Source organism: Virgibacillus salarius, from assembly GCF_039521925.1.
Taxonomy (GTDB): domain Bacteria; phylum Bacillota; class Bacilli; order Bacillales; family Amphibacillaceae; genus Virgibacillus; species Virgibacillus salarius.
This window is the reverse complement of the sequence record NZ_BAAACY010000079.1, coordinates 1-17,407: the sequence shown is the minus strand read 5'-3', so window position 1 is coordinate 17,407 and position 17,407 is coordinate 1. Positions and strand designations below refer to the sequence as shown.

Genomic DNA, 17,407 nt, shown 5'->3' with positions numbered 1-17,407 from the left:
TCCAGCTATCATTTTTTGATAACTGGAATCTTTTTTAACTTCATAAGGGCTAGTTATGTCCCAGCCCCTTTAAATCAAGGGATATGACTATGCTATTTTTAATAATTCAAGATAACAATATTGAAAATTATTTTTTGCTTTATTAAGCTTCATTAGGTCATCCACCATGTAGTTACTCAATCGAACAAATTTTTTTACAGATTTGACGCAGATGGCTTTAGAGGTGTTGCGTCTACAATAATAGTTTTTATCTTTAGATTTTGTTCTCTGTTAACTCTGCTGACCCTTATATCTATATCTTTTACTCTTTTTTGATCATTTTCGTTATAGATTAACACCAAAAATATACCTTCTTTTAATTTATCTATTTCTAAATATTTAGGAAGTTGCGCCTCTAGTCCATGCCAAAATTTTGAATTTCTAGCAAGTTTAATCTCTAGTAATACTCGATTCTGATATCCTGAGGAAAAGCGAAAGTCCACAGGGCCACGTCCTTGATTTACTTCTCTGGTTAAATCAATTCCATTTGCTTCACAATATTGTTCAACTATCCCATTAAATAGAAGTTGGACAGATTCTTCACTTTTTCCTTTGGTGAATTTTTCATCCCACAGGAGTTTATAGCCAGATTTATTTTCTACATAATTCTTAAATGTCTCCGCCATCTGGAAAACTAGTTCCAGAAATTCTTCTTTTGATGTTGGATCCTTAATACTGATAGGGCTTGAGTTAGTGATCGACTGTGCAATAATATACCATTTATATAGCATTTTCGGATCTTCGATTAGATCATATGGTGCTCCATTTCTTGATTCAACTTTCCTAATGTATTCCTTAACAATTTTATAATTTTCTAAAGCAATTTTGGCTATATCTTCTTTTTTTAGACTCTGGTCAATTTCAAAGTTAAGATCAGACCTTAAAATGCTACTTTCCATAATGCTTGAGAGAAGGTCATCTTTATTGATTGTTGGTAATTCTCTTAGAAACATTTCTGGAACCAACAATATTCCAGTGCTTCTATCTTTATAAGGGTTAACAGGCAATAAGACTTTTTCTGTTTCCCACTGTCTAAATTTTTTGTTAAACCTAGCATTTTTTAGTGTTACTTCTTTCATCTCAATATCGTGTGCTTTACAGATGTTTTGAGTGTAAGTAACCAACCTATCTTTCATGATATTTGCTGTTATATCACTAATACTGTCAGGTCCAATTCCAATAGAGAATAACCCTATTTCTTCCATATGATCTAACTCGAAAATAGAATAATCAATGCAACGACTAATATTTGATGCTATCGTCTCGGACCATTTCGGACCTGGACCAGCACCGTTTCGGTTAGATGAATATCCTAAACACAACTCATTTACTTCATGAAACCTTAACATCGAAACAGCCTTTTTATAATTAATATCTCTCTTATTTCCACCAGACCTCGCGATAAGATTAAAAACATCATTAATAAATTCCATCATTTCGTCATAAACATCCGAAAATAAAGGGTGATTAGTTTTAAATATAAGAAATGGGTCTATAAACAATTTTGTATCTTGGTGTAAAATTGGATCAAACCATTCTTCACTTTCCGGATTGTCAAAACTATACAGTTCAGAAAATAACATATTATCCTCCTACTTTTTTCATAGATTATAAGTTTACGTTTTGGGTACTATCTCTCATATAATAAACGGTTATAAAGACTGAAACCTTCTTTATTCACATTAGAAGTATTAATTGTTGTTTCTATTCTAGAATTTGGAACTGGGATCAGCCCCCTCGTGGACACTTGTCCACATTGATTACTTGCCCCATCCCTTTTATAGAATGAGGTGATGGATTAGATAACAGGTATGAGGGAACATAGAGAGTTATCTATTTCTATGTTGATTGGTAAGAATAAATCAACTATTTTTTATCCATGTAAGAATCTTACTTTCTATTAACTCTGAATCAAAACTTCCGTCTAATCCATCCTCTGTAATTATCAGATTTCCAAGAGTTTCTGAGACCCCCACACTTTCATAATTTGCTCTTTTCTCTTCCCAATGCTTTTTATACGATTTATTTTTCAGCATTCCAAGATGCTCCAGTAGGAGTCAATGCTAATACTCCACCTGCTTTAATTTCTTTTGAGGAAGCTAAAATCCCCAATGCTGATGTTTTACCCGTACCAGCTCTTCCTAATAGAACAGATATTTTAGATGATTCAAGTATCTTTAACGCTGTCGCCTTTTCATCACGAGCCAGTTGATCGTTTTCTTCATTATTTTCTTGAAGTTCCCCAAATTGTTCGTCAATAATTTTTCGCCAGTTTTGTTCACTCGATAAACTATTTTCTAAACGGCTATTTACTATATCGACTACCAATTGTTTATAATTTTGATATTCTTCCAGTTTGATGTAAGTATTTTCGACATTAACGTACAACTCACCTTCCTGCAAAAATTCTAGAACACCTTCGATCTTTTCAGTTTGAAAATCTGTTTTTTGATCTAATGGTAATTTGTTAATTTCTTCTACAATTTGATCATAGCTGAGTAAAGTATGGCCTTGATTTGCGGCTTGAACTAAAACAAATATCACCATAGCTCTAAATCGGCGTTTATCACCTTCAGTTCTCATTTTAGTAGGTTTATTAAGAGGATATTTATTTTCCACCAATGGATTCACAAACATTGCATTGTCAATTTGAGAAATAGTAACTTGATGTTCGTCCTTTTCCCTTCGGGTAAGTTCGAATAATAGGTACGGGTTTTCAATAACTTTAGCTGCATAATTTTTTAGGTTACACCAAGCATAATTAGCTTGTTCTACAGAAAGATTCAATCGAGACAAAAGTTCAAAGTATTGAGTTTTGTTTTCATTTCTTAATAGACCAGAAAACTCATCCTCTTTTTCCGCCAAGCTGTCATCCAATTTTTCGTTCCCAGTTTCTTTATCACCTGAAAAGTATAACTTTAATTCAGAAATCAGGTCGTTTTCAGAAGTATCAACATGTTTAGCAACATCGAAGCCATATCTAACACCGAAAGCTGATAAAATCGAACCTAATCCTGGGAATATACCACGTTGATTCCAAACGCTTTTTAATTGATTATCAATATATTCAAGTTGAACATTAACCCATTCATTATTGGCTTCTTTTAGCTTGAGTTTAGCTATATTTTTCAATGCATTTTTCGCTTGATTTAGCACATCAATAGCTGCATCGTAGCTGACCCATTCAGCTGCATATGAAAATTCCGATCTAAAACCTGCTGCTTCAAACAATGTGACACTTGATACATCAAAATCAGGATGCTTTTTTGCATACTCGGAAATTTCATGATATGGCATTAAAAAGCCATCTTGACCATCTACTCTTATTGAATGAGCTGCATTTGTCTCCCAAATGTAGTTCTTTTCGTCACTGCTTCCATCAGACTCATATTCATGAAGTTCTACATTTAATACTATATTTCCTATTCCAGCAATTACATGCCTATTATCATCGATAAACGGAACTTGCTTGTAATATGGAAATATCAATGAATTGTGTGGACTAATTCCGGAAAAGAAGTAATCGAAAATCCCTTTTTGAGATTCTCCATGTGATACCCACGCACTTGACCAGTTCAGCATTTGTTCTGTTTTTTCTAAGTCAAAGTAAAAATTGTAATACTTTTGCTTCTCATTGGCGTTATCCTTTAAAGTCCATGAAAAGGGACGCAATAAGAAAGAATAGGGGTCCATCTTAAAGGTTGTTTCTTTGAAATGCTTGAACTTAGCATTTCCTTTTTTATATGGATGGTTCATTTTAAGTTCAAGCTTGGTATCACTCATGAACGCAGCGTTCTCTGTAATCCAGTTTTGCATTTTCACTGGTCCTACTTGTTCGTAACTTTTACTTTTATTTGTTTCCTCAAATTCCAAGTCCCGTGATGATGCAATGTTGGGGATTACTTGAGCAGCTACATTATACCTAGGGTTATTGTCAATTCGCCCAGAATAATCGTTATCCTTCCACGGAATTCTCGTTGAAAAATGTTGTACATAGTTAGTTTGGGGGTTATCTTTATTTTCTTTATCTATCTGGAACATTAGACCTCTCCTCCTAAACCTCTATCACATAGTACTTTCCATTATCGTAAATTGGTCTTCAGAAAAACTCGTATCTATAAACTCTAGTTTCACAAATTTTATTGTCGTGTCTCTCATTAAACTTTTCTTTATGATTAGGAATCTCATAAGGATATATATTTTCGTTATACCATTTTTTGTATCTTTTACCCACACAATTTTGCTTATCTAATTCTGGATATTCAATTTGACCACAAATATCAGATATCGATAATGCGCAAAATAAAGCAGATTTATAAGCACCTTTATCTAAAGCATCATTTACTATGTTTATAACATTTATTAAGGCTGATAGTTTTGAAGTTGTCATGCTATGAACCTCCCATTTATAACTTCTATTTAAATGTCTATCGCAAAATTACTAATACATTTAAAAACCTTATTGATAAAAGGTTTAGGGCGATTTCTTGCTTTAATATGCTTGTATACCAAACTTCAATAATTTCTTAGGTAAAATATCATCTAAATTCTGAATATCAGCATCTTTCAACTGAATCAGATTAAAACCATACTTTTCATAGATTTTTAATTTCTCTTGTTTTCTTGCCTTATATTTAGGATTATCTTCTAATCCCCAATACTCTATGTATACTCTGCCCACTGGTAAATAAAAATCTGTGTAGACATCCTCTTCAATTGGTAATTTGCGCTCATATGCATGTACGATTCCAGACATGTACAACCAATTATCAATTAACATTTCAGCTCTAGATCTGACATAATGACCATCGGCAGCTCTATGTTTAGCTTCATATTTTTGCCTGAAATGGACATTACTCTTTGGTTCTATTTCTTCTTTTGATTCAATATCTGTACCAGAGATTTCATTCATCGTTTCTACTAATCTCTTATTCTGTAATATACTTTTGGGCCAATTCACATAAGGAATTCCCGTTCTTTCATACTCGTATTGTTTCCCACCTATGCTTATACCAAGAGCTGTCGCCGTCCATCCCTTAATAGACTTTTCTATAAATCCAAGCTCCGACAAAATAGGATTAATTTTAAATTTAGATACTCCAAAGTAATTACTTAAGGCTGTTGCATTTATAAATTTGTCCACTTCATTCTCTGTTTTAAATATGCTATTATTTTTAATATTTTCATTCCATGCTATGTATTCACCTATTTTAGGATGCTTCTTTTTCGTTCCACCTAGCTTCTCTCCCTTATCTGTCACAGCCCAGTTATCATCAACTCTTTTAACCAAATCGTTATCAACAAGTATTTGAAACACATCTTTTACATTCATTTTCAACTTTTTCGAAAGCGCTGTAGTAGATAGTATTTTATTTTTTGAGAAGTAGTCATAATTGATTAATCTCCTTTGCACATTTTCTGATCGATATTTATACAGCAGTAAGGCACTGGTAATTCCAGCTGTGCTACTTTTCATATAAGAATCGGTTTTTCTTTGTAGCTATCACTTTTAAGTTTTTAAAGTAATAAAAAGACTGTAACGTCGAATAGATTAGAATTCATTCATGGCGTGTAGATTGATCACATACTAAATAGTCTGAATCCTATCTTTGAAGATGTCTATTTCAACAACCCTATACTTCAGCTTATATAATTAACCGATCACATCACTTAGTACTTATAATTTAACCTTCATTTATCTAACCCATTTTTCATACAGTTTGTCCATTGTAGATTTGGCGGGACATATAAACTTCCTACTCTCATATTTCTAAATTTTAGGATATACATAATCCTATTTTTTATTCCTCGAACCCAATGTAGTAAACGATAAGTCATTATTCTAAAAAAACACCCTCTCTTTACTACAAGTTTCACTATTTCACTGTATCGTTGTACTGTGCAGCAAATGGATCTGAATTGCATTTTCGTAGCCGTTAAAGAGGCCGCTCCCTATTGTTGAGAAACGGATATGAAATATAGCATTGAAAATTATGATTTCGGTTGTAAATTGCACAATACATTTGCCTATTTTCATTCTTATAATTGTCTTAACACCGTGTCAAAAATTGAAACGGTGTTAATCTATTATTTTATCTTTACTTGTACTTCATTAATTTACGGATATGCATCTAAAACAGAGGAAAACAACAACAGCGTTTTATGATCGCGAAATTTTTCCTCAATTACACCAACTTGTACAGCTTATATAGAATAGATCATCTTGGTCTTAATCCTCTTCTCTACCAGGTTCCTCAATAAACCACATTTCACCATCGATATTATCATTGGAAACCGTATAGAGCCCGCTGTAAACTAGTCGACCATAGAATTTATCAGCCATGTAGGTAAAGAGCTGTTTTTCGCCTCCGACCAACCAGACTATCTGCAAGTTGTTTTTTTCTAGCCATTGATCTAGTAAGTCCGATCTTATAAGTCCATATGAAGGGCCAGTTTCATTTACACTAGGATCAATAAATGCTGTACTGCCCTCCATGTCTAACCATAAATTTGAAGAATATGGTTTTAAGTTTAACCCCAAATCACTTACAAATTGTTTATTTGGAAGATACAAAGAAATTGTTTCATCTATTGAATTATCGGTACTTCCCGATTCCCACTCATATTGGTTTGTCGGTATTAAATGTTTTACGTTAATTATATTTCGCAAATTTGCTTCTGAATGAGGCTCTATCCAATCCACCATTTCTTTATACGAAGGATGCCAAGGATACTCTCTCAAAAACGCTTGATGTCTTGATGACCACGGACTTAGAATATCCGGATCACATAAATTTTCCCCTTTAAGCTTTTCTTTAAGCGTGACTACGTCTTCCTTTTTTACAATGCAGGTATTAATCCTAAACCATCCATCTTGACTTGGTATAGTATCTTTGTCCTTAGCAGGATCTTTAGTTGATTTAGAAAAACCTCGTAGAACAGTCCAATTTTTATTATTAATTGGATTAGTTCTTTTTAATAATTTGGGGAATGGCGGAATTATCGTTCTATCCCATAGCCAAGACTTCACTTGATCAAGATCATCATCGACAAAAGGAAATATATAGGGCTGCCACCACACACCTTTAGATTCATCCCAATCAGAAGCTCCAGTCTTGCGTTGACATAGAGTCGGATCAACATCACGTAAATGAATCTGCCATGGTCCCCAGAATTTAGAATCGTCTACATCACTATATCCACGGTCAATCCAATGTAAGTTATCCGACATTTTAGCTAAAAGCTCATGAAAAGCAATCCACTGATATTTCTTGCCTATTCGTTCGATACGTTTAGGTTGCCTATCAAAGTCTTTTGCATACATTCTCTCAAAGTTTTCAAAGAGATCTCGATCCCATCCTAATTCATGAGCCCTTTTGCACACCCATCGCTGAGCCCATTTCCTGCTAAAAGCTGCTGGTCTATCATTAACACTTAGGTTACTAACCCATCTGAAATATTCCTTTTGTTCATCATCAAGTACATCTTTTATCTTTTCTTTTAGGGCTTCCCACTCATCTTTTTCTTGTCGTTGCTCTGTTGTCGTCTCTTCCTCTTCACCCCATATTTTTATATTATCTAAGAAATTCTCCAGATCGAAGTCATTTCTTTTTTCTTCAATTTTCTTATTTATAAGTAAAAGATAACGGTCTTTTAGCTGATCAGGCAATATTTCCGCAAATCTGAGATGGATTTCATATGAACTTTCTGGTTGTTCTTCGCTTAATGGAGTTGGTGACCAATCATGTACACAAGACATCGTATACTTTCCAAAATCTCCAATAAAGCCCATCACTGAACTTTTAATAGAAGAAAATTCATCTCCAACCAGTTTATCTATTTCTTTATTTGACGGATTATCTATTGGCCACTCACTATTATATGGAGGTCTAAAAACTTCAGGATTAGCATTCGATGTAAGAAGACCTCTCGCATAAGCAAACTCCATAATTCCTCTTGCATAATCACGCATCAAAATATGTGGATACGGCAATCCATCTTTAAACACATTGTCAAAAACGGACTCCGCAATTTCTTTTACAACCTCATCATTTTCGATATTACATACTGCACCATATATTGCCGCATAAAGCCTTTCTAACAAGTACGGATCATTAAAATCGTCATTATATTTTTCAATGAAACTAGGAATAAGTTTTGGTGAGTACGATAGTATCCTTGATAATGATTTTGTTGACTGATCACGCACCTTCCTATTTGAAGTAGTCGTCATCCACATCAAGGTCATCGAAATTAATCGGATCCTTTCAATATCTACATCATTTAGATTTACTGAAAGCGACCAATCAATCAACGTCCGGACGATAGATTCAGCTTGGTCTTGGGTTTCATCTTCCTCTGAATCACTTACTGCAATATGTGTTGACCACAGAGCATCTCTCTCCGAAAGGGATTTATCCATGAGATTTCTATCCAAAAAATCTGCATTCCAAGGATGCCCCGGTTCTGACGAAAGAGACAAAAGGATATCAATGGCATCGTTATGAAAACCTATAGCCCTCGGAATTTTATTCAATAACTCCACTGTTCTTTCAGTAAAAGATTCGGGGGATCTCCATAAAAGTCCTTCAGAAAATGTTTTTTCAAATAACCAGTCATAATCAAATGTTTCTGTAGGTATAAAATCAATAAATTCACATCCAAAACGTTCTGGTATATATATACCAAGGGCCTCAATTATGCCGCCAAATCTATAAAAACTTCCATCGCTCAACATTTTTCCAACCACTTGATCTTCAGCAAAGCAAGCTTTGATATTTTCTTCATTTACACAATGATCAAGTATATATTGGGCAACAAAATGATCACTAAATCTTTCGTAAGTAAAACGAATAACCTCCCTCCCCTTAGAAGAACCTTCTGAACCTGGTACAATATCAAAAGAAAGAAGCCCTTCATCTATAAGAAGATCCATAAGGTTTTCACCATGATTTGGTTTAGGATCTACTGAGTCAATCAATCTTCTAGCTTCAGGTACTGATATTCCAGAAAGACTATCCGGGAAAAGAACCTTAACAAACTCATCAATCGCGTTATTAACAACCTTTTCACCAGAAAAGTACTTCTTTTTTCTATTTATTATTTTATTGAAATTCTCCAAGTAAAAACTGAACAATTTGCCTACTCCATTAAGTCCTTTTGGAAAGGATGAAAAGCCATTCTCTTTAAGTGCTTTACAACACGTTTTTAAGAAAAGCGGGTTACTAAACTCTGGTGATGTTATTGGAGCACTTGGCTTTGAGATACCTTGTTTAGCCAGATACTTTGAAGCTGCACGATGTTCGTATCCTCTAAACCCGTTATGATGTATTTGAGTCATGCGAGTTTCTGGAAGCTCCTCAGGTAATAGGTAATTCACATATGTTGTTCGGCAACTAAGAATTATTGATAGATTTGGATAATCGGATAATTCCGATAAGAATCTCGATATATTATCGTACCATTCATGGTTAAATGTTCCTTCATTTATAGCATCTATCACAATAAGAGTTCGAGTACTATTTGCTTCACCAGCTGCATCTAAGGCACCTAGTACTTGACGATATGAGTTTTCACTTAAATCAAGTGATTCCAAAATATAATTTAATGGATTACCACCAGAATAATGTTGTCCAAGAATAAATAATGTAGGGAGGGACTCCTCTATACGCTTCAAAGAAATATCACACAACAAGTGTGACTTTCCAATTCCCGCTTCTCCTAACAATATCGCAGCTTTACTCGAACACGACGCAACAGATTTACTTCTTAAGAATGATCCAACATCGCCAAGCTTATTCATAAAGATTGACATCTCACGAGATAGATCTCTCAGCTCAGTTTTTATACTCTCTTCCTTAGCTTGTCTTCTTTGATGATACAGATACTCATTACATTCCTGTGCCTGTCTAACTGCCTCAGAGCAAATTTCATGAATTTTTATGTGACTATTGTGAAAATCACCCTTGCTTATATGTAACGAGAACTGTTCATATAATTCGTTAATGATTTTACCTAATTGGTTCCAACTGTCTTGAGAAGTTTGGTCTTTTACTTTCGTTAGTATGTATTTCGTAAATTGCTCTAACAAATCAGCACATTTTTTTCTTTGCTGTTCAAGATTATTTTTCCAATCCGGCGTTAATCCCAGACCATCAATTTGTCTAACTATTGGTAAATCTAAATGATATTCAGGTGTAAACCTTTCTCCTAAAGATTCACGTGTATTCAGTGCTATTTTTTTTAGTGAATCGTTTTGAATTACTGGCGCATTAAACCAGTATAAAGCACGTCCTGCAAAGTGAGGGTTATCAGTTTGTAACATTTGACTAATCTCGTGTTTGCACCAGTAGTCAAATTCAACATCCATACCATTCTCTTGAGCTAACTTTTCCCATTTCATCACGTGTTCTTTCCATTTATCCCACGCTGAATTTACAGGTTCACCACCTTGCCCTGTTTTTCTACTGTCTGTCCAATCTCTTGGTAGACAAACATAATATTTTGTCAGATTAGGATGCTTGTTTAAAGCGGTTTCGACAGACTTTGATATTTGGTTCCATTGACCGCCAGTGATTGGACCAACAAAATATTTAGCCTGCCATGCATGCTCTGAGCCGTCCTTAAGCTTCCAATAACACTCAACTCCTGCATCACCACCTGCTCCCTCTTTTCTAACAAAGTAATCTGCGTTATCAGGAGACGTTAAATGTGCTAGTTGGCAAACTAGCTCTTCAAATCCGTTATCTTGACTCCCATCATGGTTTCTAATTTTAGAGAAATCTATATTTGTCACAGTTCCCTTCCCCCTCTTCGAATATTATTGAATTTGTTTAAAAAGACAATACATATATCATATACTGGTATTGAATATAAAGATGTACATTTTCGATTATTTGGTTTAGTAGTAGGGCTATAATCGATTCTTAGGATTTATGTTAAAACATTAACAAATCTTTGATTATGTATATTATCACTTTTCTTCTCGAACCATTTTAAACGTTATTCGTTCATCGCTTTTAAAAAATTCTTTTATTTGCTCAATAAGAAGATAATCTTCCTTGTGATTAACTATTAAATTTCCTTCAGGAGGAATTTTATATAGTATCAATTTGATTAGCGTAACTTCTCCAGTACCGAAAAGGTGTTTAGAATTATACACGAAAGTATTACAATGGGGCGGAATGCTAAGAAAGATAGACTTTTTGTACTCTTCTCTCTTTATTGGTAAGAAAGTTCCTTTTGTTATTAATTCACAGTTATTTTCCACAAATATATTAAAATCAGTTACTATGTTTATTATTATCTCTATCTAACGTATCAAGATAAACTTTTCAACAACCTGGCTCTATATACATTATTTATTACACAGTATGGTCTAAAACGCATTATTGGATATGTTGTATGTTTGTCTTGCTTTTTTCAATGGTAATACTCGAAACGAGAAAGACACTATACTAGATAAATATAAATGCTAAAATTTGAGACGACTTTGATTATTCTTTTGGAAATAACTAGTGTTTCATTGGTTCATTCTAAATCAAAAATCACAGTATCTTCCTTTTTTAATAAAGCAACAAAAAACAGAATAAATGCCTTGAAATACCCCCCTAATATATACATTATGAAGTTCATCTTTGGGCAACTGCTCTCATAATTTCATCGTCGCTCTTGTTATCTTCTTCTTTATCTGAAAAGAAAAAACTCAAATTATCATCAGTATAATACCGCTCATATAATGTAGGTCTTAACACTTCTGCTTTATTACTATTTTCTATCGTGCGTTTATGTGGTGTCCCATCAGATTTAGTACCATTTCGACGAACATCGTAACAATAAATAGCCTTAGGGTTGTTACCCTCTGCTCGGCTACCAACTAGTCTACTCTGTATATCATCCTTCTGGATTACTTTAATTGTAGGAATAAAATCTGCAAATATGTTTGCAAAATCAACGAATAAATCCCTATCAGCATCCCCTTCTTTTATCCCAAAAAATTCACAAAAATCTAGTTTACTTAGAAATCTCACTTCATAAAAGTCAACAAATCCCTCTAAGCATTTACTTGTATTATTAATTTGGACAAATTCAATTTTCGCCTGCGCATGTTTATTAGGCTTTCTCTGATTTTCTTTAAATAACTTGAGTATCACAATATACTCTATCTTTTTATATTCGAATATAAAAGAATCAATATACCATTTTTTTCTCTTCATATCGTTTAATAAGGATGGTAAATTTTTAAATCGAATACCTTCAGCCAAAAGTTTCACTCCTTTAGATTGTGAATTTTAATATAATATGTTTTGTCACAAAATCACTATAAAAACATACATTCTTCTCACATAAAGAGATTATAAATTTAATATAAAATGTCATTTATCGTAGTATATCTAACTTAATATGTCATATGTCGTGGTTTAGAATTACAGTTACCCTAATTTATATTAACTAAATCAATTGAAGTACTCTTTATTTTCTTTCATATACACACCTTTATCCCCCCTGCAAAAATTAAAAACACTTCTAACTATCAAGTGTAGTGAATACCTGTTTAACTCCGAATGCTATTGCTATCATTAATCAGTGTATATATAAGTTTGGCTAAACAATAGATTACAAGCTTAGATATACTTATCACATTTGCATCGTGACCCTATTTCAAAACTACAGCGTCAAAAAATTCTTCTGCTCCTTGGGATTTCATGTCATTTTTCATCTCTTTTTTGTTTTCTTATTTTTTCAATGCTTAATATTGAATTTTCTTGTAATGGAAAAATCACTTCTTGTTCCGCTCTGATGACCGGTGAGTTTAATTCAAAATCTTTAATTTCAAGTTTCACAACTTCTATAAATCCTTTAACACTAATCCCTGGATTATCATTTGTTGCTTCTGCTGTAATTATTGTATGAGCACACGATGAATTGAACCAATATATATCTTCTAATTTTTCAGCTGATGTCCATGAAACATAATGATTATTATAATTCACTTCATCAAGGCCTAAATGAACTCTTCTTATTTCCCCTGTATACAGTAGATATTTTGCAATTTCATTTTCATATTTATCTTCACTGTTCTCCCAATTACGAATACCTTGTAATAACTTTGTCCAACATTCATCTGTATTGTCTAAATTACTTCTGCCACTTCCTCCTTTTGGATGATTTACCCACATTTTAAATAATTCGAATATATCCATTTTTAACTCCTTATTTTAATACATATCATTATACTCTCTTGAAAGATTTGATGTCTTTTTTATTTTCCTAAAAACTAAAAGGCCAACTAATAGTAAGTGATTTCGCAATATTTAAAGAAATAAGAAATTTCGTAATTCTACATAACTGATCTGTTAATTTAAGTACATTTTACAAACTCATTTTTATTTTAACATAATTATCCAACACTGAATTTAGAATTTTTCTACAAACTATCAGTTTATTGAATAACTTTTTAAAAACCCTTTGGAGAACCAATATCCAAAGGGTTTTTAATTCTTTTACAACTTCAATGTCTACTTTAAGAATTGTTTTCAACTAACGAAGAGGCATTTTGCCATGTTCCACTAAAGAGGAAAACCAGGACTTAGCATCACCCACTGGTTTTACCCGAACATCTAAATTGTGGGTACTGTGCAACTCAACATGGTTATCTGCAATCTTTCTTAAAATGTTAACACGGCGTTTCCCTACTACATTATACTGATTTCGAAGTGGAATAGTTCGATCAATTGTTGCGAATAAGATGACAAATTGTTTCTGAGGCTGTTTTTTTGCTAAATCTATATAACTTTGGATTTTATCTCTAATTCTGGATGACGATAAAGAACCAGTATCTACTTCAATACATAACTGTAAATTTTCATTTACTGCGATGATACCATTTGGCATAACCTTACTCATATTTAATTTGTTATAATAGCTTGGGCGAAAAACTTCGATCTCTTTATTAAATTTTAAGCTTGCAATATAGCTGGAAACTATTAGCTCTTTTGCGGCCAAGTATCCATCTAACAATTTTATTCTCTTCTTTCCGTATTTACTTTTTTCTAACCAGCTACGGTCAAGAAGCCCATATTCAACCAAAATCTCCACACCATATTTCTTGATATAGAATTTATGGTAATCATTTTTAACATAAGGATGAGCTTCAATAAAACCAATAATTTCCTTTTTATTGAACCTTGCTACTCGATTTGTCAGTGTTTTACCTTTTGTATCTGGACTAAACAATGCAAGAATATCACGAAACTGCTTAGATGTAAGCAATTGCTCTTTTGCTAATAATGATAGAGCAACTAATTCATAGTGTTTTAATCTTATACCTTTAACAGAATTCGACCTAACGAAACCTTCGTTACTTGAAAGGAATTTTTCTTTGTAATAATTTTGATCTAGTTTATACATATCCTATTACTCCTTTCCAATAAAAAAAGCCCCCCTAACAAGAGGTAGGCACAATTGTACCTACTCACTGTTAGGGGGACTCCCTTTATTAGATAATTTAATTTGTTAAATGGATTATAACACAATTTCATTTCAATGTGAATAACATATTGCTCGTTAGCTAAATTCAACACTATAATTTATTTCTGCATAGCTAACACAATTGTATAACTGTTTATTCATTCTTGGTCTGAAGATTGATCCTACAATCTATTCAATTTACTTTTACGATGATTTATTCTTTCCTCCCTTCTTTTTTCTAGGAACGCTTTCTCTTTTTGACTCATCAAATTCTCCCTTTTAATTTCGTTTGCATGAGTCATGAGCATTTTTGAAACATCTATCCAGCGTTCCTGATCGATCTTTCTTGCATATTCTTTTACTATTTTACGAGAGATTTGAATGTTACAAAAGTCTATAGGACTATAACGCTCTTTTGAACTTATAGCAACAGATATAGCCATTCTTACAGTTTGTTGGCGATACTTAGTACCACCATCCATCAAATAATCCTGTAATTCTTTTAAACTCTGAATTAATTCTTCGGAAGTCACACTCACTAAAACATCATTCCTTTGCAAATTTAAGGTTCGGGTAAAACTAAAAGATAACATGCAAAAGATATAGTCTTTAAATGCAATAACTATCTACGGCCCAAATTATAACTCTTTCTCACCAAGAATACCTGAATAATGCCAGTGTCGAGCTTTTTTCTCCTATCTCTACATGTATGTCTGCCTTTTGTAATCGTTCCATGATTTCTTTACGGTACTTAAATAATTCTTTCACCATGAAAAAGATCCTAAGGCTTACAGTTCTCATTTATTAAAAATTCTCAATCTTTTACAGTATTATAACGCAAAACCTGTACTTCTTCTATTTATTATGTGGTCTTAACGGTAAATAACCAGTGGTCTACCACCTGTTAGCAATTTAAAAAATCCTTTATTTTCTTTATGGAATAAAAAGGGTTTCGATAAAATTTGTTTATATAATCCTTACCTAGAAACATTGTCGAAATCTCATGAAATGGCTTGTCAAGATAATATCTACCCTCAGGCTTATTTATTAAAGGTATATTACTGGTTTTATTTTTTTGAATAGATTTGAATATATTAGGTACTTTAATAATTTCTGATTTTATACCTAACAAGCTTGCAATTTCATCAACTTCTGAAAAGCGATTATATTTATTAACAATTAACTTAATATTAAGGTCAAAGGTTTCAGTAATAGTATTAATCGATTCCATAAATCGATGCTGATCTCCATCATAAACTATCCACCATTCATCTAGATAACTTAATGTTAAATTATCAATATAGTAGTTGTCTATGCTATTCATATCAATGGTGATGGCATCAAAGTAAGTTGCTGCATTTATTTGATCCCTCATAATATCTATGCCATTGTACATTTCATAATATGGTTTATCATATGAATCAAATGGCATCCATTGAACATTCTTATATTTAAAATGCACACTAGCTGGATCTAGTGATATATTGAAGCGAACTTGTGCAAAGGAGTTCCATTTATTCAGTAAAGATGAGTCACAAAATCGCGATAAGTTTGTTTTATGATCCGGATGTTCACAAGGAGATTCAATTACACAAGTATTCATCCTCAACTCTGCTAGGTATATTGCGAAGTTCATAACGAAGGTAGTAACACCAGCTCTAGGTAATGGTGACCAAATCCCGATGATTTAATTTGGTTGCCAACTAACATTTCGAAACGCCTTGTTCTTAATATCATTAACCCGTTCATCGGAAACTATTTCATTGTTTTGTTGATAAATAGATACATCTTCAACTGCCTTCTCATCAGTTTCTTTTTTATTAATCACCCCTTCACTTTCTTCTATTTTATTTTCTTGAATAGATAGTTCGGGTATTTGATCTAACTCCTTAAAAACATATCTATCTAGCCAATTAATTATAGGCTCATATTTATCATAAACAAAAACATTAGTACTACTCTTTAAAGTAGCTGGCTTCTCATCAAGATGAAATAAGAAATATTGTGTATCTGAAGAAGCTTTTACAGTTTTAATAAATTCTGGGGAACAGCAATCTGACAGAAATATTGCATGTTTATCGGACATTTTTTCGATCATTTGTTTAAGGTTGTATAATTCTACTACTTGTACTGTATGATCAATTTCTTCTGATTCGCTAATTTTTCGTAGTTTATGTAAAATTTCTATTATTTTGTCGCTTATATCTTTATCTTTCATCATCAGATATAATTTGCCCATATACATCATCCCCTTCCTCTAGTACATCTTCAATATTTATCCTCTTTAATTTATTTTTATTGAATGTTTTATAACAAACAGGTTTTGTATCCAAATTATTAACTAATTCAGAGTTAGCAATAAAAACAACGTTCTTCATCGTATCTGGTATATAATCATTTTTTAGATGATCGAATGTGCTATATACTCCGAAGATTTTATCGATTTTTATTTTTAATAAACCACTGTTTGCGACATGTTCTAAATAATATAATTTATCCAGGGATTTCATATTTGCCTCTTCTACTTCCACTAATAAAACATAATGTACACTTTTCGTTGTTTTATTTATTAACTGAGTTAATTTCATAATATAGAGCCCTTGGGGCTCAAGACTTTAAAGACATAAAAATTAGAGCACCTCCCCAAATCCTGTATAATGTTAGTTACCACACAAACATAAACAGAGAGGTGAGATGCCCCTATGTCTATTATACGACAACAAAGCTTGTTTGACATACACGAATTATATGAGATGGAACCTACCCATCATTTTGAAGCTGTTTTTTCAACAATCAATTTGGATCCTATCTTGAATTTATTTAATAAACCTAATAAAGTTGGTGCCCCAAGAGAACTGAATTACGGTGCCATGATCTACTCATTAATCGCTCGTGTGGT

The 17,407-nt window shown here is 32.8% G+C and carries 13 protein-coding genes and 1 pseudogene; 1 reads left to right on the top strand and 13 read right to left on the bottom strand.

The features are described 5' to 3' along the window. Positions 1-194: 194 nt before the first annotated feature. The 13 genes from ABDZ84_RS10665 to ABDZ84_RS10605 all read right to left on the bottom strand — a co-directional run bounded on the left by ABDZ84_RS10665 (position 195) and on the right by ABDZ84_RS10605 (position 17,096). Complete coding sequence (locus tag ABDZ84_RS10665) at positions 195-1,622, bottom strand: hypothetical protein (RefSeq protein WP_343781425.1); 1,428 nt, start codon at positions 1,620-1,622, stop codon at positions 195-197. A 279-nt stretch (positions 1,623-1,901) separates the two neighbouring features. After that, the gene (locus ABDZ84_RS10660) at positions 1,902-2,075 is read right to left on the bottom strand and encodes a hypothetical protein (RefSeq protein ID WP_343781423.1); all 174 of its coding nucleotides are present in this window, start codon (positions 2,073-2,075) and stop codon (positions 1,902-1,904) included. Further along, positions 2,062-4,080, bottom strand: a complete 2,019-nt coding sequence (locus tag ABDZ84_RS10655; RefSeq protein WP_343781421.1) for a hypothetical protein — start codon at positions 4,078-4,080, stop codon at positions 2,062-2,064. The genes ABDZ84_RS10660 and ABDZ84_RS10655 overlap by 14 nt, the downstream gene beginning before the upstream one ends. 58 nt (positions 4,081-4,138) lie before the next feature. Continuing rightward, a complete protein-coding gene (locus ABDZ84_RS10650; protein WP_343781419.1) occupies positions 4,139-4,429 on the bottom strand; it encodes a hypothetical protein in 291 nt (96 codons plus the stop codon). 102 nt (positions 4,430-4,531) lie between these two features. Next, a complete protein-coding gene (locus ABDZ84_RS10645) occupies positions 4,532-5,371 on the bottom strand; it encodes a glycerol kinase (protein WP_343781417.1) in 840 nt (279 codons plus the stop codon). 897 nt (positions 5,372-6,268) lie between these two features. Continuing rightward, complete coding sequence (avs2, locus tag ABDZ84_RS10640) at positions 6,269-10,834, bottom strand: AVAST type 2 anti-phage system protein Avs2 (protein WP_343781415.1); 4,566 nt, start codon at positions 10,832-10,834, stop codon at positions 6,269-6,271. 835 nt (positions 10,835-11,669) lie between these two features. After that, positions 11,670-12,302 (bottom strand): DUF6037 family protein, encoded by a 633-nt coding sequence (locus ABDZ84_RS10635; RefSeq protein ID WP_343781413.1) that lies wholly within the window; start codon positions 12,300-12,302, stop codon positions 11,670-11,672. A gap of 444 nt (positions 12,303-12,746) precedes the next feature. After that, positions 12,747-13,241, bottom strand: coding sequence for a hypothetical protein (locus tag ABDZ84_RS10630; protein WP_343781411.1), 495 nt, complete (start codon positions 13,239-13,241; stop codon positions 12,747-12,749). Between the two features lie 337 nt (positions 13,242-13,578). Continuing rightward, entirely contained in the window at positions 13,579-14,448 is an 870-nt protein-coding gene (locus ABDZ84_RS10625) for a hypothetical protein (protein WP_343781409.1), read from the bottom strand. Positions 14,449-14,690: 242 nt separating this feature from the next. Beyond that, positions 14,691-15,047 carry a hypothetical protein gene (locus ABDZ84_RS10620; RefSeq protein ID WP_343781407.1) on the bottom strand — a complete coding sequence of 119 codons (357 nt, stop codon included), beginning with the start codon at positions 15,045-15,047 and terminating at the stop codon, positions 14,691-14,693. Between the two features lie 365 nt (positions 15,048-15,412). Beyond that, entirely contained in the window at positions 15,413-16,144 is a 732-nt protein-coding gene (locus ABDZ84_RS10615) for a hypothetical protein (protein ID WP_343781405.1), read from the bottom strand. 51 nt (positions 16,145-16,195) lie between these two features. Beyond that, on the bottom strand, positions 16,196-16,747 hold the full coding sequence (locus tag ABDZ84_RS10610; protein ID WP_343781403.1) for a hypothetical protein: 552 nt from the start codon (positions 16,745-16,747) through the stop codon (positions 16,196-16,198). Then, complete coding sequence (locus ABDZ84_RS10605; RefSeq protein ID WP_343781401.1) at positions 16,716-17,096, bottom strand: hypothetical protein; 381 nt, start codon at positions 17,094-17,096, stop codon at positions 16,716-16,718. The genes ABDZ84_RS10610 and ABDZ84_RS10605 overlap by 32 nt, the downstream gene beginning before the upstream one ends. A gap of 114 nt (positions 17,097-17,210) precedes the next feature. Between ABDZ84_RS10605 and ABDZ84_RS10600 the strand changes: the two are divergent. Continuing rightward, a pseudogene (locus ABDZ84_RS10600) lies at positions 17,211-17,407 on the top strand (IS5/IS1182 family transposase); the annotation flags it as partial.